Source organism: Streptomyces sp. NBC_00376, from assembly GCF_036077095.1.
Taxonomy (GTDB): Bacteria; Actinomycetota; Actinomycetes; order Streptomycetales; family Streptomycetaceae; genus Streptomyces.
Genome location: NZ_CP107960.1, coordinates 1,451,956 through 1,469,848, shown reverse-complemented (window position 1 = coordinate 1,469,848; position 17,893 = coordinate 1,451,956). Strand labels below are relative to the sequence as shown.

Annotated in this window: 15 protein-coding genes; 9 read left to right on the top strand and 6 right to left on the bottom strand. The window is 71.9% G+C overall.

Annotated features, from left to right (window positions below):
• Nucleotides 1–16 precede the first annotated feature (16 nt).
• The 4 genes from OG842_RS06695 to OG842_RS06680 form a co-directional block, all read right to left on the bottom strand.
• Nucleotides 17–2,164, bottom strand: coding sequence for an ATP-binding protein (locus OG842_RS06695; RefSeq protein ID WP_266728366.1), 2,148 nt, complete (start codon nucleotides 2,162–2,164; stop codon nucleotides 17–19).
• Nucleotides 2,161–2,865, bottom strand: a complete 705-nt coding sequence (locus OG842_RS06690) for a DUF4255 domain-containing protein (RefSeq protein ID WP_266728364.1) — start codon at nucleotides 2,863–2,865, stop codon at nucleotides 2,161–2,163. The genes OG842_RS06695 and OG842_RS06690 overlap by 4 nt, the downstream gene beginning before the upstream one ends.
• Nucleotides 2,862–6,008, bottom strand: a complete 3,147-nt coding sequence (locus tag OG842_RS06685; protein ID WP_266728362.1) for a hypothetical protein — start codon at nucleotides 6,006–6,008, stop codon at nucleotides 2,862–2,864. The genes OG842_RS06690 and OG842_RS06685 overlap by 4 nt, the downstream gene beginning before the upstream one ends.
• A 233-nt stretch (nucleotides 6,009–6,241) precedes the next feature.
• A complete protein-coding gene (locus OG842_RS06680; protein ID WP_376307421.1) occupies nucleotides 6,242–6,973 on the bottom strand; it encodes a helix-turn-helix transcriptional regulator in 732 nt (243 codons plus the stop codon).
• 204 nt (nucleotides 6,974–7,177) lie between these two features.
• On the opposite strand from OG842_RS06680, the gene OG842_RS06675 reads away from it, so the two are divergent.
• The 5 genes from OG842_RS06675 to OG842_RS06655 all read left to right on the top strand — a co-directional run bounded on the left by OG842_RS06675 (nucleotide 7,178) and on the right by OG842_RS06655 (nucleotide 11,632).
• Nucleotides 7,178–8,497 carry a COG1470 family protein gene (locus OG842_RS06675; protein ID WP_266728358.1) on the top strand — a complete coding sequence of 440 codons (1,320 nt, stop codon included), beginning with the start codon at nucleotides 7,178–7,180 and terminating at the stop codon, nucleotides 8,495–8,497.
• Between the two features lie 482 nt (nucleotides 8,498–8,979).
• Complete coding sequence (locus OG842_RS06670) at nucleotides 8,980–10,509, top strand: phage tail sheath family protein (protein ID WP_266728356.1); 1,530 nt, start codon at nucleotides 8,980–8,982, stop codon at nucleotides 10,507–10,509.
• Between the two features lie 39 nt (nucleotides 10,510–10,548).
• Nucleotides 10,549–10,989 (top strand): phage tail protein, encoded by a 441-nt coding sequence (locus tag OG842_RS06665; protein ID WP_072486912.1) that lies wholly within the window; start codon nucleotides 10,549–10,551, stop codon nucleotides 10,987–10,989.
• Entirely contained in the window at nucleotides 10,986–11,477 is a 492-nt protein-coding gene (locus OG842_RS06660; RefSeq protein WP_266728354.1) for a hypothetical protein, read from the top strand. Before OG842_RS06665 ends, OG842_RS06660 begins: the two co-directional genes overlap by 4 nt.
• The gene (locus OG842_RS06655) at nucleotides 11,474–11,632 is read left to right on the top strand and encodes a DUF6760 family protein (protein ID WP_164495324.1); all 159 of its coding nucleotides are present in this window, start codon (nucleotides 11,474–11,476) and stop codon (nucleotides 11,630–11,632) included. The genes OG842_RS06660 and OG842_RS06655 overlap by 4 nt, the downstream gene beginning before the upstream one ends.
• A 513-nt stretch (nucleotides 11,633–12,145) precedes the next feature.
• On the opposite strand, the gene OG842_RS06650 is transcribed toward OG842_RS06655, so the two are convergent.
• Both OG842_RS06650 and OG842_RS06645 read right to left on the bottom strand, forming a co-directional pair.
• Nucleotides 12,146–12,553 (bottom strand): hypothetical protein, encoded by a 408-nt coding sequence (locus OG842_RS06650; protein ID WP_266728352.1) that lies wholly within the window; start codon nucleotides 12,551–12,553, stop codon nucleotides 12,146–12,148.
• 390 nt (nucleotides 12,554–12,943) lie between these two features.
• Complete coding sequence (locus OG842_RS06645; RefSeq protein WP_266728350.1) at nucleotides 12,944–13,318, bottom strand: hypothetical protein; 375 nt, start codon at nucleotides 13,316–13,318, stop codon at nucleotides 12,944–12,946.
• 1,012 nt (nucleotides 13,319–14,330) lie between these two features.
• Here OG842_RS06645 and OG842_RS06640 point away from each other — a divergent pair.
• The 4 genes from OG842_RS06640 to OG842_RS06625 all read left to right on the top strand — a co-directional run bounded on the left by OG842_RS06640 (nucleotide 14,331) and on the right by OG842_RS06625 (nucleotide 17,839).
• A complete protein-coding gene (locus OG842_RS06640; RefSeq protein WP_266728348.1) occupies nucleotides 14,331–14,798 on the top strand; it encodes a hypothetical protein in 468 nt (155 codons plus the stop codon).
• A 56-nt stretch (nucleotides 14,799–14,854) separates the two neighbouring features.
• A complete protein-coding gene (locus OG842_RS06635) occupies nucleotides 14,855–15,280 on the top strand; it encodes a phage tail protein (RefSeq protein ID WP_266728347.1) in 426 nt (141 codons plus the stop codon).
• A 73-nt stretch (nucleotides 15,281–15,353) separates the two neighbouring features.
• Nucleotides 15,354–16,076 (top strand): CIS tube protein, encoded by a 723-nt coding sequence (locus OG842_RS06630; RefSeq protein WP_266728345.1) that lies wholly within the window; start codon nucleotides 15,354–15,356, stop codon nucleotides 16,074–16,076.
• Nucleotides 16,073–17,839, top strand: coding sequence for a VgrG-related protein (locus OG842_RS06625; protein WP_266728343.1), 1,767 nt, complete (start codon nucleotides 16,073–16,075; stop codon nucleotides 17,837–17,839). Before OG842_RS06630 ends, OG842_RS06625 begins: the two co-directional genes overlap by 4 nt.
• Nucleotides 17,840–17,893 lie beyond the last annotated feature (54 nt).

Here is a 17,893-nt window from a genome sequence, read left to right as displayed (position 1 = left end):
CCCGCCCGGCCAGGAGTTATCCGCCGTCGCCTCCCCGCCCACGGTCCAGCCAGGTGCCGAACTCGCTCTCCCGGACCAGCCGGCCGAGCTTGCGGTACTCCTGGATCACGGCCGAGACGATCTGCTCCATACCGAGCGGACTGCCCGATTCCGCTGCCAGATAGGCGGCGGTCACCGCACAGGCCCGGATCGACCCGCCCGCCAACTCGAAGCGGCCCGCGCAGAACTCCAGGTCGAGCCCGGCCTCGCGCGGGAGCACCGTCCCCAGGCAGCGGTCCCACAGGGCCAGCCGCTGCCGGGCGTCCGGCATGGGGAACTCCGCGATCACATCGAGGCGCCGGGTGAACGCCTCGTCGAGATTGCCGCGCAGATTGGTGGTGAGCACCGCGATCCCGTCGAAGGACTCCATCCGCTGGAGCAGATAGGCCGACTCCACATTGGCATGCCGGTCGTGCGCGTCCTTGACCTGCGAGCGCTTCCCGAAGATGGCGTCCGCCTCGTCGAACAACAGGATGCCGTTGACATCGGAGGCCTCGACGAAGATACGTTCCAGGTTCTTCTCGGTCTCACCGACGTACTTGTCCACCACCGTCGACAGATCCACGACATAGAGCTCCATGCCGAGCTCCGACGCCACCACCTCGGCCGACATGGTCTTGCCGGTGCCGGACTCACCCGCGAACAACGCGATGATGCCGCGCCCCCGGCCACCGCCCGGCCGCATCCGCCACTGGCCGAGCACCTGCTCGCGGTGGCGGGCCCGCAGGGCGAGTTCGGACAGCTCGCGGCGGGTCGCGGCGGGCAGCACGAGGTCGTCCCAGCCGACCGCCGGTTCGATGCGACGGGCGAGCCGTTCGAGCCCCGCGCCGTTCTGGGCCCGGACCGCCGTGCGCAGGTCCCGCACGTCCACCGGGCGGTCCTCCAGGACGGCCAGCCGGGAGGCCACCGCGGCGGCCTTGCGCACCTGCTCGGAGTCGAGCCGGTACGAGGCGGTGGCCTCGATGAGCTCCTCGTCGGCCGACCCGCTCCCGGCAGGCAGCCCGACGGACGTGGCGGCCTCCGCGAGCGCCTGCCGCCACCGCCGCGCCAGGCCCGCGGGGCCGGGCGAGTGGACCTGGACCGGGACCGGGCTCTCCCCGGCCCACAAGGGGTCCCAGTTCTTCTTCCCGTACGCGACCAGCGGAGCACCGCCGACCGCCGCGCACAGGGCCCCGAGCAGCCGGGCCCGCTCGGGGCGTTCGGGGGCGAGCGCCTCCAGCGGCCCGAGGACTATCCCGCCGTTGCCCAGCCGGACCTCGGCCGCCAGCGTCCGTACGGCTTCCGCCGGCTCGGGAAGCGCGGCGAGCTCCGCGATGTCGACCACCAGGGGACGGCGCCCCGCGGCGAGCAGCGCCTCGACCGCCAGCCGGCCGGGGTCGCCGCCCCGGTCGAGCAGATGCACCAGACCGCTGCCCGTGCCCAGCGCCGCCGCGACCCGCAGCACCTCCGGCCCGGTGTCCGTCTCGGAGTCCGGGGCTGCCCCGGTCCCGACCGCGCGGACCAGGCCGCGCAGCCTTCCGTCGATCTCGTCGTCGCCGAGCAGATACGCGCCGATCCGGTCCGGCACCCGCAGCACCCGCGAAAGCAGCGGGCGTTCGGCGTCGCGGACCTCCAGCAGCCCGCCCGCGATCAGCGGGGCGGACGGCGAGAAGCGGAAGCGGCCGGAACTCGCGGCGGGCAGTCCGCACAGTTCCAGCGCCAGGCCGATGGTGGGCCTGCGCCTGGTGAGGTCGTCGTTGAGATAGCCGTAGAGCTGCTCGAACCGGCTGTCGATGTCCGGGGCCAGCGCGACCAGCAGCAGGTCCATGTCCAGCTCCACCAGGCCGAAGCTCTCGGCGAGCCGCCCGATCCGGCTCCCGGGCGGGGACTGCGGCGAGGGCCCGGAGCCGTACTCCGGTACGGGCGCGAACGCGTCGCGGGCGTCCACGATCCGCTCGGCCGCCTCGGGGGTGAGGTACTGCCCCCGGTACGGATCGTCCGGCTGCGGGTCGGTGGCCCGCCGGACGGCCACGGCGTTCCTGACCCGCTGCTCGACGTGGACCAGCCGCCCCCAGAGGTCCTCGATGACCGCTGTCGGGGCCTCGGCCGGTTGGTGGACGGCACGGGTGCCCTGTGTCGTGGTCACCGGGCCGCGCCCCCGCGCCTGCGCCGGCCGGGCGGCAACTGCCGTTCCCGCTGTGCCGCGAAGCCCCGGTCGCCGGGGTCGGACGCCCCGTCGTAACGCAGCCGGCGCCCCGGTTCCGTACCGTCGCCGTCCCGGCCGGGCGCGCTCCGCACCACCAGTCCCTCGGTGACCGGCGGTCCCGCGGTCGTCCGCTCACCGGCCAGCGGAGCCCACACCCGCAGGTCGATCGCGGCCTTGAGCTCACCGCCGAGCGCCGACCAGACGTCCGAGGCGGACGGCCCGTCGGTGCCCGGACCCGCCGCCTCGATCTCCACGGTCAGCCCCAGCTCGGCGAGGCTGCCGGTGTGCATGTGGGCGGGCAGCGCGTCCGACCGTACGAGACAGCGCAACGCCTCGGAGAGCAGGCGGTGTTCGTCCTGCGGGCGATTGGTCCAGGCGGTCACCAGGTACGTCAGCTCGTACCAGCGGGGCGGGGTCCGCCAGCCGATCACGACCCCGTCCTCGTCGTGCTCCTCGGCCGCGCCGGTACGGCGGCGGCCCGCGTCCTCACGGATGCGGTGCAGGAAGACGCTGATGGTGGGGGCGTTGCGCCGGGCGGACCAGTCCTTCGTCGGCGCGTCGAAGACCAGATCGACGCCGCTGTCCTGGAGTCCGGCCTCGACCAGCAACAGCCGCAGCCCCTCGTCCACTTCGTGGATCACCGGCGCCCCACCTCGTCCGGCGGGACGATGGTGCCGGCCACCACCAGGAAGCGCGTGGTGACGGGGCCGAACCCCGGTCCCGAGGCGGTGATTTTGCGCGGCCCGGTCTGGTCCTTCGCCAGGATCAGCAGCTGCGCGATGAACGTTCCGTCGCGGCGCGGGAAGGCGGGCGGCGCGGCCGCCGTGATCCCGGGTTTCCAGGTGAGCTTCACCGGTGCGCCGGGAGGGAAGTCCTTGCCCCGCACGGAGGTGACGAATCCCGGCTTGCCGACGGCGGGCACCGAGACGATCCGGGGCTGGAGGATGCGCAGCGGCTTCCTGGATACGTTGTCACGGGTGTCGGCGTCGGTGCCGGTCGTGGTCAGCGTTCCGGTGATGGTCGTCCTCAGCGCCCGGTCGGGCTTGAGCACGACGCGGACGACCGTGGAGGCACCCGGTGTCAGGTCGGGCAGTGTGCACACGCCTGCCGTGCAGCCCGGCGGAAGCGGATCTGCCGGGATCGACGCGGGCAGCCCGAGCTTCAGCCGCAGTCCGGTGGCGAGCGCGTTGCGGCCGTTGCGCACGGTGTACGTCACCACCACCCGGCCGCCGACGTAGCCGGGGCTGGGTTGTGCCCGCACCGTGACCCCGGGCCCCGCCTCGGGCTCGGGCGGCTGGGGGGCCGGCCGTGGCGGCTTGGGCGGCTTGGGCGACGGGGTGGGAGCCGGGGGCACGTCCTGGACCGGGACGGTGGTGGCGGTGGCGTTGTCCGTGGGGTTCGGGTCGACCACGGCCCCGGTGACCGACCAGCCGATCTGCTGGTCCCCGCTCGTCACGCCGGTGAGCCTGGCGGTGACCTCGATGCTCTCTCCGGGCCGGAGCACGCCCAGGTCGCACCGGGGCGATCCGGTGGCGCAGGTGCCGGCCGGGGTGGTGAGCTCCTCCAGGCGCACGCCGGGCGGAGCATCGACGGTGAGTACGGTGCCGGGCGATGCGGCCGGGCCCCGGTTGGTGACCGTGACCGGCACCGTGACGGAGGAACCGACCTCCACCGAGGGGCCGGTGGGGGGCGCGGTCAGGGCCAGGTCGACCGACTGCTGGAAGGCGGGTTCCTTCTGCCGCCCGCCGAGCCGTTCGCCGAACGGAGTCAGGGTGCCGGAGGCGAGGTCGAGCATGGACAGCTGCTCCGGGGAGCTCGGACCCACCTCCCTGCGGGAGCTCAGCACCAGCCGTTCCGCGTCGGGCGACCAGGCCACGTCGCGGGGCTGGAAGGGCCCGGTCAGCGAGGTGTCGGGGATCTCCTGATGGCACGCGTCGGGGTTGTCCCGCTGCACGGAAGGCAGCACGACCCGGCAGTCGTCGCCGCTCAGCGAGGTCACGAGGATGCCGGAGCGCTCGTTGACCCGGCCGCCGCCGTCCTTGCGGTTGAAGGCGATCCGGGTGCCGTCGGGGGAGAAGGCGGGGCTGTCGTCGATCTTCTTGCATTCACCGGGGCAGACGGTGACGCTGAGGTCCCGCTGCTGGTCGAGCGCGGCCACCGGCACCGTCCAGACGTGCTTGATGCCGCCCAGGCCCCGGATCACATGATTGCGGGTGAAGGCGAGGGTCTTGCCGTCCGACGACCAGGTCGGCTGCGCGTCTCCGCCTGCCAACTGCCCCTCGGGCGGCACGATCCTGCCCACGATCGCTCCCGTGGCGACGTCCGCGATGAGAATGCTGCTCGGCCCCGCGGCCTCGCCGACCCCGCCGGGCGAGGTCCTGGTGAACGCCAGCTTGGTGCCGTCCGGAGAGAACGTGGGGTCGGTGTCCCAGTCGCGGGGACCGCGTCCGGCGAGCGGCAACGCCGTCTTGTTCTGGCCGTCGGCGTCGGTCAGCCAGATCCGTTCGACGCGCTGCTTCGGCTCCCCCTCGAAGCGGGTCACGACGATGCGCCTGCCGTCCGGGGTGTAGTTCTGCCGTTCGGTCCACGGGTCGTAGTCCGCCGCCGGGTTGAACAGCGGGTCCTTGGCGGGGTCGGTGTTCGTACTGGCCTCCGGGTCCTCCTTCAGGATCTCGACCCCGAGGTCCCGGGGATCCGCACCGTCCTGCCGGACGTCCTGGAGTGTCACGTCGTTCGCCAGGAGCTGGGTCCGCCGGGCCACGACGACGCTCCCGGGGTCCATGGGGCCGACCCAGGTGGGCGATTCGACCGCCCGGTCCTCGCCGAGCGTCAGGCCCGGCTCGTTCCCGTTGAAGGCGGTCGCCCGGTAGACGTGGTCGTAGTCCTTGCACCCGCAGGTCGTGTCGGGGCTGAGGAAGAGCAGATCGTTGCCGTCCGGCAGCCAGGCGGCCGAGCGGGTGCGCCAGTCGGCCTGGACACCGGCCAGCAGGGGACGGTCGGCTCCGATGCCCTCGGTCACCCGGAGCCTGGGCCCGGTCTCCTCGTCCGTGGTGAGGGTGTACGCGATCCGGGCGCGGTGGGTGTCGTCGTCCACCGGGTTCCACTCCGGCTCGGTCGCGTCGCCGGCCGGGCCGTCACTGATCACCCTCGCCGCGCCGCCCGCCACGGCCCGTTCGTATATCAGTCCGTTCCCCCCGGGACCGGAGTCGCAGGAGTACGCGATCCGCGAGCCGTCCGGGGAGAACGTCGGGGAGGTCTCGTTGTTGGGGGTGTCCGTCAGCCGCCGCAGTCCGGAGCCGTCGACCCCGACGGTCCACAGCTCGCGCTGGACCACGTCGCCCGGTCCCCGCTCCGCGGAGTCGAACACCACGGTCTGCCCGTCCGGGGAGAGTTCGGGATGCGCGGCGTCCCGGTCGGTGGTGAGCCTGCGCACCGCTCCGCCCGCGTCGCGCACGTACACCTGCGGACGCACACTGTCGCGCAGGCTGGTGAAGACCACCACCTCACCGCGCGCGGAGGGATCCTGGTCGTAGTGGGCCGGTCCGGGGCCGAACAGCGGCGCGGTGGTGGCCTGGTCCGAGACCCGGCCGAGGCTGCGGTGCTCGGTACCGGCGTAGGCGATGCGTCCGGCGTCCACGGGGCTTTCGTCCGCCGCCGCGGCGAGTCTCGGCGCGCCCTGGGGGGCGGACGCGGAACCCGCCACCAGCAGCGGTGCCAACAGCACCACAGCGCCTGTCAGTCGGCCCAGCCGGGTACGGCTCGCCGGGCCAGCGGTGCCGGTCACGGCCCACCTCGCAGTTCTGTCGAAGACTCTCCACGACGAGCATCCCGCTCGCACGGGGGCAATCACAGGTCCGGGGGACCCGGCCAGGGGGAAGGGACGGTTGCCCTTTGCGGCGCCTTCCTGCCCCGCCCGGCCGTTCCTGCCGCCGACACCGGCGCGCCCCCGTGCGGCGACGTCGTCACGCCGTCCGCACGGGAGCCCGCGCCGGGACGCGGATGAGCCCGCGCCGGGTATCAGATGAGCCCGTGCCGCATGGCGTAGCCGACGGCATGGGCCCGGTTGCGCAGTTCGAGGCGGGTCGCCACCTCGTGCAGCACGTTCTTGACGGTGCGTTCGGAGTACGAGGTCTTCTGCGCGATCTCCGCGGTGCCGTAGCCCTCCGACACCAGCCTGATCATCTCCGCCTCCCGCGTCGTGAGGGTGGAGAGCGAGAGCCCCCGGGGGTCGAGGACCGTGCGCTGAAGGCTGCTGACATGGGTGAGGAGCTTTCCGAGCAGGTCGCCCGGCAGCACCCCTTCCCCGTTCGCCATCGCCGTCACCAGGTGGACGAGACTGTCCTGGTCGGCCTCCCCGCGCCTCAGCACGGCGGCGACACCACACTCGATCATGGTCTGGAGCGCACCCGATTCGAAGAAGCCGACGACGAGCCCGGTACGGGTCGAGGTATTGCGCTGGAGGCGGTTCAGGAGCTGGACGGTGGGCTCGTTCACCATGTCCACCACCACCAGGGAGACTTGCGCCCGGTCCGCCTCGGACTCGGCTATCAGCTCTATCTCGGGCCGTGGACGTAATTGGTGCACCACACCGGTCTGCAGGATCAGGTCCTCCGCGTACACCGCCACGGAGACTCTGCCCCCGGGGGCCTCGGGGGTGCCTCTGCCGGCGGCGTACACCGACGAGGCGGACCTGCGGAACAGGCCGCGATCCACTGCTCGTTCGTTCGTTTCTGCTGCTGTCGTCGTCATTCTTCTGCGTGCCTGTCTTCCTCAGCTGCTTCCGTCCGATACGCCTGGGTTCCGATCTCGACCGCGGGGTCTCCGGCACGGGGACCGGGCCCGGGGAGGGCTCGCCGGGACATCGTGCCGTTGGGCCGCCGGGGCACCACCCCTGCCCGTTCGTTGCCCTCTCGTCTCTGCTGCGCGGCCGGGGGCTCGGCCTAACGTCGCATCGTGACCACATCTGCCGAACTCGAAACGCCCACGGTGACGGTGTCGCCCGGCACCGAAGCGACGACGACCCTGACCGTGCGCAACGACGGTGACATCGTCGAGGCGTACACGCTCGAAGTGGTCGGCGACTGCGCCGCTTGGAGCACCGTCGAGCCGGCCCGCGTGTCCCTCTACCCGGGCACCTCCGAAGTGGTGACCGTACGGCTCGCGCCGCCCAGATCCCACGAGGTCCGGGCCGGCGAGATACCCCTGGGCGTCCGCGTCCTGCCCGCCGAGCACCCCGAGTCGGTGGCGGTTCCCGAGGCCACGGTGGTCGTCGGGCCCTTTCACGAGCTCCGGGCGGAGCTCGACCCGCGGCGGCGCTCCGGCTGGCTGGGCGCCCGCTTCCGGGCCGCGGTGCAGAACAGGGGGAACACCGCGGTCGATGTCGCGCTCACCGGCAAGCAGGCCGGGGAGGAACTCCGCCTGGCCTTCACCGAGGGCCAACGGCGCCTGGAACCGGGCGAGTCCGCCGAGGTGGGCCTGCGGGTCCGGGCCCGGAAACTGATCTGGTTCGGGAAGCCGGTCGCCTGGCCGTTCGAGGTCGAGGCCGCCGAGACCGCCGAAGGGGACACCGACGGGGAGCAGCCCGGCCGCTCCGATACGCTGCCCGGCGAGTTCGCCCAACTGCCGGTGCTGCCACGCTGGTTGCTGATCGTCCTGGCCGCGCTGCTGGCACTGCTGCTCGCGTGGTTCGCGCTGGTGAGGCCCGCGGTGCGGAGCACCGCGAAGCAGGCGGCGAACGAGGCCGCGCAGGAGAAGACGCCCCCCGGTGGGAAACAGGACGCGACGGCGGGCGGCACGGGTGACCCGACCGGCGGCCAGGGGCAGGAGAAGGGTGACGGGAAGGGCAGGCCGAACGGCTCCGGGGGCGCCGGCTCGGGAGGTTCCAGTTCGGGAGCGGACGGCGGGACCGGCGGCACCCAGCAGAGCTCGGCGACGATCGATGTGCAGACCCGGTCCGGCGGCGAGAAGAAGGGGACCTACCGGGTTCCGGAGGGCAAGGTATTCGGAATCACGGACATCGTGGTGGCGAACTTCCAGGGCGACGAAGGAGTGCTGACGATCTCCTTCGGGGAACGGAAGATCACCACCATCGCACTGGAGACCTTCCGCAACCAGGACTATCACTGGGTCACCCCCATCCAGATTCAGCAGAACGACACCGTCACCGCATCCGTGACCTGCAACAAACCCGGCACCCCGGCGACCGGAACTCAGGCTTCCGAATGCCACCAGGTGCTCAATGTCAGCGGTGTGCTGAGCGATCTCGCACCTTAGGAACAAAGCGTCTGACCTCCTGCTTCCTCCACGGGAGATGAGAACAGCAGAGATCTCGTTCCAGGGAAACCCGGCTTGCCGGTCTTTGGCGGTTTCCTTCCCTGCGCACATTAAGAGGTGGGGGAGGGCGGTCAAGGACCGGATCCGGTCACCAAAGCCCGACAGGGCCGCCGGAGTCCGAGAATTCTGGCTGGTTTCCGCCTGTGCGACACCGGCGGCCGGGGGCCCGAATTTCCCTCTGGGTACCGGCCGCTGCCCCGGTGAGTGCCTTCCGGAGATCCACTGTTCACACCGTTGTCACATGGCTGGAACAGAAATGTTCCGGCCGTCGGGCCCGGCCCGCAAAGGGAAGCGTTTCCTGCCCCGCGGGTGCCTGGGAAGGCAGCACCCTTGCCCCGTGCCCAGGACCTTGGGACCTACTGTCCGCCACCGCCGCCGGGGAAGACTCGGCGGCGAACGAATGACCACGCGAAGGAGCGAGCATGCCGTCGTACCTCACCCCGGGTGTTTACGTGGAGGAGGTGCAGTCCGGTGCGCGGCCCATCGAGGGAGTCGGCACCGCGGTCGCAGCCTTCGTCGGTTTCGCGGAGTCCGGCCCCTTCCACCAGCCGACTCTGGTGACCAACTGGGACCAGTACGTCCAGACCTTCGGCACCTTCACCGCCGGCACCTATCTGACCCCCGCGGTCTACGGCTACTTCGCCAACGGCGGCGGCGCGGCCTACATCGTGCGCATCGGCGGCCCCGCGCAGGACCAGACACAGCAGTCCGTGTCCGGGTCGGCCGCGCCCGCCGCCCTCGGAGGGTTCCAGGTCTCCGCGCGGCCCGGCGCGGGCGCGGACCTCTCCGTCGAGGTCACCGACACCGAGGGCGAGAACCCTCCGGAGGACCGGTTCCGGCTGCTGGTGCGGCAGGCCGGCAAGGTGGTGGAGACCTACGACGTCTCCAGCCGCAAGAACGTCAAGGGCTATCTCGTCACCCAGGCCCGCCAGTCCAAGCTCATCGAGGTCACCGAGCAGCCCGGCGTGGCCCAGACCCGCCCCGAGAACCAGAGCTTCGCCCTCGCGTCCGCTGCCGCCGCCCCCGGAGCCGGTGTCGCACGGCTCGACCCGTCCGAGTACGTCGGTGACGCCGCCGCCCGCACCGGGTTCGCGGGACTCGAAGCGATCGACGAGATCACCATGGTCGCCGTCCCGGACCTGATGAGCGCCTACCAGCGCGGGGACATCGACGCCGACGGCGTCAAGGCCGTGCAGCTGGCGGTGATCTCGCACTGCGAGCAGATGGGCGACCGGGTCGCCGTCCTGGACACCCCGCCGGGCATGAACGCCCAGCGGGTCCGTACCTGGCGCAACGACGACGCCGGATACGACTCGCGCTACGCCACCGTGTACTACCCGTGGCTCAAGGTCTTCGACCCGGCGACCGGCCAGAACTCCTTGGTGCCGCCGAGCGGTCACGTCGCGGGCGTCTGGGCACGCAGCGACGGCGAGCGCGGTGTGCACAAGGCCCCCGCCAACGAGGTCATCCGTGGCGCGCTGGACCTGGAGATCCGCCTCAGCAAGGGCGAGCAGGACCTGCTGAACCCGATCGGGGTCAACTGCGTGCGTGCCTTCCCCGGGCGCGGCATCCGGATCTGGGGCGCGCGCACCCTCTCGTCCGACCCGGCCTGGCGCTACCTCAATGTGCGCCGCCTCTTCAACTACCTGGAGGAGTCGATCCTCCTGGGCACCCAGTGGGTGGTGTTCGAGCCGAACGACGACCGCCTCTGGTCGAGCATCCGGCGCAACGTCACCGCCTTCCTCACCGAGGAGTGGCGCCGTGGCGCGCTCTTCGGCCGCACGGCCGAGGAAGCGTTCTACGTCAAGTGCGACCGCGACAACAATCCGCAGGAGTCGATCGACCTCGGCCAGGTCGTGTGCGAGATCGGCGTGGCTCCGGTGAAGCCCGCGGAGTTCGTGATCTTCCGCCTCGCGCAGTTCTCCGACAGCACGAGCCTCGTCAACGAGTGACCCGACAGGGTCCCCGAACGGAACAGGTGACACAGAGTCATGGCAGAGGGCGACGCTCTTTCCACCCACGTCTTCGGCGTGCAGCTGGGCGGCTATCTCGTCGAGTCGATCCAAGAGATCAGCGGATTGACCGTCGAGGAGGAAGTCGTCGAGGTCCGTCAAGTGACCGCCGAGGGCAAGCAGATCATCCGCAAGCAGCCCGGCGCACGCCAGGCGGGCGAGGTGACGATCACCCGCGGGCTCGACAAGAGCAGCGAGTTCACCAAATGGATCAAGGAGACGCTCAACAACGGTGCGGTCGACACCGCGCGCCAGAACCTGACCATCGAGATCAAGGACTCGAAGGGTGAGACGGTCCGGCGCATCCAGCTGATGCAGGGCTGGGCCAGCAAGTGGGAGGGCCCCTCGCTGAAGGCCGGCGAGTCCAGTGCCGCCACCGAGTCGGTGACCATCACCTTCGAGGAGATCGTGGTCGAATGAGGCGCAGGACCGTTACGTCGGGCGGGCTCGACGAAGTCCTCGACAGCCTCGCGTCCGCCCAGCCCGCCGCACGCGAGGAGGCCGCGCCCGCGCCGCCTCCGGCCCGTGACCAGCAGGCGATGCGTTCGGAGTTCGAGTTCGAGCTCCCGCGCGGATACGTGGACGACGAGGGCCAGGTCCACCGGCGAGGATCGATGCGGCTCGCGACGGCACGGGACGAGCTGCGCCCGCAGATCGATCTTCGGGTGAAGGAGAACCCGGCGTACCTGTCGGTGGTGCTGCTGAGCCAGGTGATCACCCAGCTCGGCACCATCACCGATGTGCACGCCGGGGTCGTCGAGCGGATGTACGCCACGGACGTGGCGTTCCTCCAGGACTTCTACCGCCGGATCAACAGCGAGGGCCACACGCACGCCGCGGTGACCTGTCCGCTGTGCCACGGATCGTTCGAGGTGGACCTCTCGGGTGGGCGCCTGGGGGAATCGTGACGTACGCGCTTCCCCGGCTGCGGGAGGAGATCGCGTACGTCGCCTACCACTTCCATTGGCCACGAGAGGACATCCTCGACCTCACCCACGCCGAGCGTCAGGAGTGGGTACGGGAGATAGCGCGGATCAACACCCGCGTCAACGAAGGCGGGTGATCGTGTGGGTCTCGGGAACTGGTTCCGCCGAGGGGACCGCCGGCAGTCCCCAACGCCCTCCCGGGACGGGTCCGGAGACGGGGACGTGACCGGCACCGGCTCCGTCGCTGCCGCCGTCACTCAGGAACCGGAGGCCGGCCGGAGCGACAGCGGGGCCGGTCCGCGGGACGGCGGCCCGGGTGGCGCGGGGGAAGACGGTCGGGACGGTGGCTGGGACGGCGGCTGGCGGCGGGTCGCACCGCCGGCGGTGACCGTCGCCCGGTCCTCGATCGGGGTGAGCGACGGTCTGCGGTTCCGGGACGGCCTCGCCTCGTGGCAGAACCTCGCGTTCGCGGGCGAACTCGGCCATGCCGTACTGCCGTTAGCACCGGTGGGCCTGATCCACGGCGTCGCCCGTCCGGGCGGCGCGCGGTCCACGGCTCCCGGCGGACCGCTGCTGCTGCGTGCGGCCCGGACCGGGACGGACGGGGAGGCGGAATCCGCGGCGGGCGGGAGGCCGGCTCCCGAGACCGTTCAGAGGTCCGGCGGTGCGACGACCACTCGCTCCTCCGGGAGCGGGACACCGGGGCGGCAGAGCCGCATCGGCGGTGCGACCACGCGGGAATCCACGGCAGGGGCGGCCCCGGCCAGGAGCACGGCGCGGGCGAGCGGAACACCATCGGCCTCGGTTCCGGGAACGGCCCCGGTTCCGGGAACGGACGCGGCTCGGGTTCCGGCCGCCGCGTCGGCGGCGCAGCAGCCCGCGGGCACCGCACCGGCACAGGTTTCGCTCCAGCGCGCCCGGCCCGCCGCCGTACGGCCTCGGCGGACCGCCCCGCCCCTGATCGTGGCCCGGCGTCCGGCTATGGCGTTGCGGCAGATCGCCGGGATTCTGCCTTCCGAGGCTTCCGCGGCTTCCGCGCCGGCCACTTCCGTCGCCACTGCCGACACCACATCCGCCGCTGCCCCGGCAACGGACCGCACCGCTGATCAGCCGGCTGCCGCACCGGTACGTCCCGCTCTGGGCAAGCCCCTGCGGGAGCTGCCCATCGGGGCGGTCGCCGCCGACTCGACGGCGCCGGGCGGGGTTGTGCCTTCCGCCCCGGCAGGGCAAGAGCCGGCGGGCATGCCCGTGTTGCAACGCCAGGCGTCGGAGACGGCAGCGGAGGCGGCGAAGCCGTCGGTGCGTCAGCCGCCGCCCTCGGACGGTCGAGCCCCGAAGGCCCAGGCTCCACGGTCATCGGAGCCCTCGCAGGCTCCGCACTTGTCGCAGCCATCTCAGCCATCTCGGTCACCTCAGCCGTCTCAGCGGTCACAACCGTCGCGGCCTTCTCAGCCGGATGTGTCCGGTTCACCGGCTCGTACCCGTGGCGGTATCGGTGCCCCCCTCACCTCGCTTCCGTCGACCGCCAGGCTCCGGAGCGACGCACCGCTGCTCGGTGACCGCCGCAGGGCGCAGCCGGGAAGTGCGGCCCCTCGGCCGGACACGGCGTCGGCGGGAGAGCCCGGGGCGGCCCCGCTCCAGCTCTCGTCCTCGTCCTCGTCCTCGTCCTCGTCCTCGGCACCGGCACCGGCACCGGCACCGGCACCGGCACCGGCACCGGCACCGGCACCGGCACCGGCCGATCCGGCATCGAAGGTTCTCAACACGCCTGCCGAGATGCCGGTGCGCTCGTCCGGAGCGCCCGCTCGGCCCGGCGCGTCCACGCCGGAACCTGCCGCCGTCCAGCACGCGGCAGACACCACACGTCCGAACACCCCTCTCAACACCCAGCCCCCATCCGTGTCTCCTTCCGCTCCCGCTGCGCCGGTACGTGTGCGGAGGATCACCCCGGAGCGGGAGAAGGGGCCGGCAGCCGGGGCTGCGGTCGGCCCCGGGGGATCGGCATCCGTCGTTCAGCGCTCGCGGGCCCTCCTCGCGGGCAGGGCCCTGGACGTGAGCACCGGCTCCGCCGAGGGCTTTTCGGCGCCCACGGCGGCGGGCAGCTCGGCCCGGCCGGTCGTGGCAGCCACCTGGCGCCGTGATGCACAGCAGTCCGGGCGTGACGCGTCGCCGTCGCCGGCGCGCGGGAACGCGGGTACCGGGGAACACCGGACACAGCCGGACGCCGCACCCCGGCCCTCGGCTCCCGGCGGGCCGACGCCCGGTGGCGCGGGGCCGGGTGGGACCGTCCAACGCCTCGTGTCCGCACGCCCGTCGACCGGCACCATCCCGAGCAGCGGTACGCCCTCGGACCGCACCCCCGCCGGTGCCCCCGGCCGCGTCGCGCGGACCGGAGCCGGAGCCGGGACCGAATACAGGACCGGGACCGGACCCAGGACCGGAACCGAATCCAGGACCGGGACCGAATCCAGGACCGGGACCGAATCCAGGACCGGGACCGAATCCAGGACCGAAACCGGAACCGGAACCAAGCCCGACCGGCGTCCAGGTCGCGGACCGGCGGCAGCCCGCTCGCTCCTGCGGCTCGTACAGCGTTCGCCGCGCGGCAGCGTGACAACGCCACCGTCGCAGCCGGACGTGCACTCCCCGGGGCAGAGCCCCGCAAAGCCACACTCCGCACCGCCGCCCCCGGCGCCACGCCGTCCCGTACCCGACATCCCGTCCGCGCCGTCCGCCGTGACTTCCGCGCCGTCCGCCGCCCGGCCGGTCCCGGTCGTGCGCCCGCATCCGCCCGGTACCGGCCGGCCGGGAGCAGCAGCCGTACCCGTACAGCGGATGGCATTCCCGGTGGTGCCGGAATCGGCCGCCCCCACGACCACCGGACCGGTGCCAGAGTCCGCCATGTCCGCGCCCACCGGACCTCCGGCCCTGGCGGTACGGATTCCACAACGCGCACAGACTCCGCCTCCGAATCCGACGCCGTCCCCGAGTCCGCCTCAGGCTGCCGGGGCCCGTGCCTCCGCCGCCACCGCCGAGGTGCTCCAGCGCGCGGCGGCCGACGCCGGGATCACCGGCGTTCCGGTACGGGCGGCCCCGGTGAAGCGCGCCGAGCCGCCGGGCAGGCCCACCCCGACCGGACCGGACGCCTCGGCCACCGGTGACCCGCCGGCCGCGCACCGGGTCACCGGGGCGGACATCGAGGAACTGGCCCGCCGGCTGATCGATCCGGTGAGCCGCCTGATCCGCGCGGACCTGCGCAGAGGGCGGGAACGTACCGGACGGCCGTACGACGGCCGCCGCTGACAACGGTCCGGCTCCTCCGCAACGTACGTGGCAACAGCAGAGAAGAAGAGAAGCACATGACGGACAACATCTTCGCGACGAGTGTGTTCTTCAAGCTCGTCATCGGAGGCAGCGACCTGGGGGCCTTCCACACCTGCTCGGGTCTGGGCGCCGAGGTGGAGATGGAGCAGTACGCCGAGGGCGGCAACAACGGTTTCACCTGGCAGCTGCCGGGGCGGATCACCTGGACCAACATCACACTGACCCGCCCCGTCACCGCCGACACGCTCAAGATCGCGCGCTGGCTGAACGAGACGATCCAGCGGGTCGAGCCCAAGGACGGCGAGATCGTCGCGCTCCGCCCGGACCTCGGCCGCATCATCAGCTGGCAGGTGCACGGCATCGTGCCGGTCCGCTGGCAGGGGCCGTCCTTCGACCCCGCCAACTCCCAGGCGGCGATCGAGATCCTGGAGATCGCGCACGAGGGCCTGGAGCCGTCCTGATGAACCGTCATGTCCCGTATCGGGCACAGCAGTAGCCACAGGTAGCAGAGAAGATTCGGGAGGGAGGAGCGCAATGTCACCCGCTGTCCGTACGAGCCGTGCCCGCGCCCAGCTGACCATCATGGAACCGCCGACGACCGTCGGCGCCAAGCCGGGCGGGAGCCTCGCCCGGCTCACGTTGCAGTTCAACCCCGCGAAGCTGTCGCTGAGCAAGAGCACCGAGTGGCGGCGTACGCCGTCCCGGATGGCCGGGCAGTCCGCGCTGCCCGAATTCGTGGGCAGCGGGCCCCGGTCGTTGTCCCTGGAGGTCTTCCTGGACGCCACCGCCACCCATGACAACTCGGTGGAGAAGGCGGTGGAACAGCTCATGACGGCCTGTGTGCCCACCCCGAGCAGCCTGGCCCGCAAGACGCCCGCCAGCCCCTGGGTCCGCTTCGACTGGGGCACGTCGAAGACGACCTCGTTCGACGGCGTGATGTCCAACCTCTCCGTCTCGTACACCCTGTTCGACGTCGACGGAAAGCCGCTGCGCGCCACCTGCTCGCTCTCGATCGAGGAGGCGAGCGTCGATCCGGCCGGGCAGAACCCCACCTCGGGCTCGCGGGAGGCGCGCCGTACCCACCGGGTGGTCGCCGGTGACAGCCTGCCGCTGCTCGCGTGGCGGGAGTACGGCGACGCCACCGCGTGGCGCACCATCGCCGAGGCCAACGACGTCGACGACCCGATGCAGTTGATACCCGGCAGGGAGCTGGTCGTGCCCGGACTGGAAGACCACACCCCGGAGGGTGGCCGATGACCGCCGCCGGCCGATCCTTCGCCGCGGATCCGATCGTCGAGGCCCCCGGTGAGCTGCCTGCCGCCTGGGCGGCCCAGCTGGTGAGCTGTGTGGTGGACGAGAACGTCGGCCTGCCGGACACCGCCGTGCTGATGTACCGGGACCCCGATCACAAGCTGCTCACCGCCACCGGAATCACCATCGGTACCCCGGTGAAGATCTCCGTGGTCACCGTGCAGGAGCGGGTGCGCGAGCGGCTGTTCACCGGTGAGGTCACCGCCGTCGAGCTGGACAGCGACACCACCGGTTCGTTCACGGTGGTCCGGGCCTTCTCCAAGGCCCACCGGCTCCAGCGCGGCCGGAAGGTGGTGGCCTTCCGCAACATGAAGACCGCCGACATCGTCCGCAAGGTCGCCTCGGGTGCCGGGCTGGCCTGCGGAAAGATCGAGGCCGCCCCCATCACGTACAAGCAGCTGACCCAGCCCAACGTCTCGGACTGGGAGTTCCTCCAGTACCTCGCGGGCGAGAGCGGTGCGCACGTACGGGTGGACGACAAGGGCCTGTTGCAGTTCGTGAAGCCGAAACCCGCCTCCTCGGCACCCTCGCCCACAACCTCCGCCACCCGCCACCCGATGGTTCTGGAGTACGGGCGCAACCTGCTGGCCCTGCGGGCCGTGCTGACCGGTGCGGACGGGGCGGACAGCGTGGAGGTGCGCGGCTGGAACGTCGACACCAAGACCCGGCTGGTGGCCCGCGAACAGTCCATCCGCAGCGACACCGTGTCCCCCGGGATGAGCCCGTCGCTGGCCGCCGGGGCGTTCGGCCCGAACGCGCGGATGACGGTCGCCGACACCCCGTACCGGACCCAGGCCGAGGCCACCGCCGTGGCCGGATCGGTGGCCGCCTCGGTGAGCTCCGGATTCGGTGAGATCGAGGCGGTCGCCGAGGGCAACCCGCAGCTGCGGGCGGGCCTGCCGGTGGCCCTCGGCAACGTCGGGCCCGCGTTCGCCGGGCGCTACACGGCGACTGCCGTGCACCACGTGCTCGAACCGAACGGCGGCTACCGCACCACCGTGCTGGTGAGCGCGGCGCCCGACCGCTCGTTGGCGGGACTGACCAGTGGCTCCGACGCGCCCTCGCGCGGCCCGCGCATGCCGGGGCTGGCGATCGGTGTGGTCACCGACATCCGGGAGGGCAAGACCGAACGGGGCTGGGTCCGGCTGAAGTTCCCCTGGCTCGACGACACCTATGTGACCGACTGGGTCCGGACGGTGCAGTGGGGCGGCCAGGGCGGCGGCGGCGTGTTCAGCCCCGAGGTCAACGACGAGGTGCTCGTCGGGTTCGAGCAGGGGCTGCTGGACAGTCCCTATGTGCTGGGCGGCCTCTACAACGGGGTCGACAAACCCTCGCCGCACGACGTGCCGCTGGTCGACCCGACCAGCGGAAAGGTCAACCGCCGTTCACTCGTGTCCCGTTCGGGCAACCGGCTGGAGCTCCTGGACGCCCCGCGCGGACCGTCCGGTGTCCGACTGGCCACCGGCGACAAGCGGCTCGAAGTCACCCTGGACGAACGGCGGAGCGAGATCGCGGTGACTGTGTACGCTCGCGGCGGCACTCGCGCGCTGAGCTCCGTGACCCTCTCCTCGTCGGGCATCACACTCGACGCCGGTACGGGCGACGTGAACATCAAGGGCCGCTCGGTGAACGTCAACGGCAAGACGGGCGTCACGATCGACGGCGGGCTGCTCGGCGTGCTCAAGGCCAAGCTCATCAGGATCAACTGACGCCCCCCACCAACCCTCCGAGACCTCCAGAAGTCCCTTTCCCAGCAAGGAGAA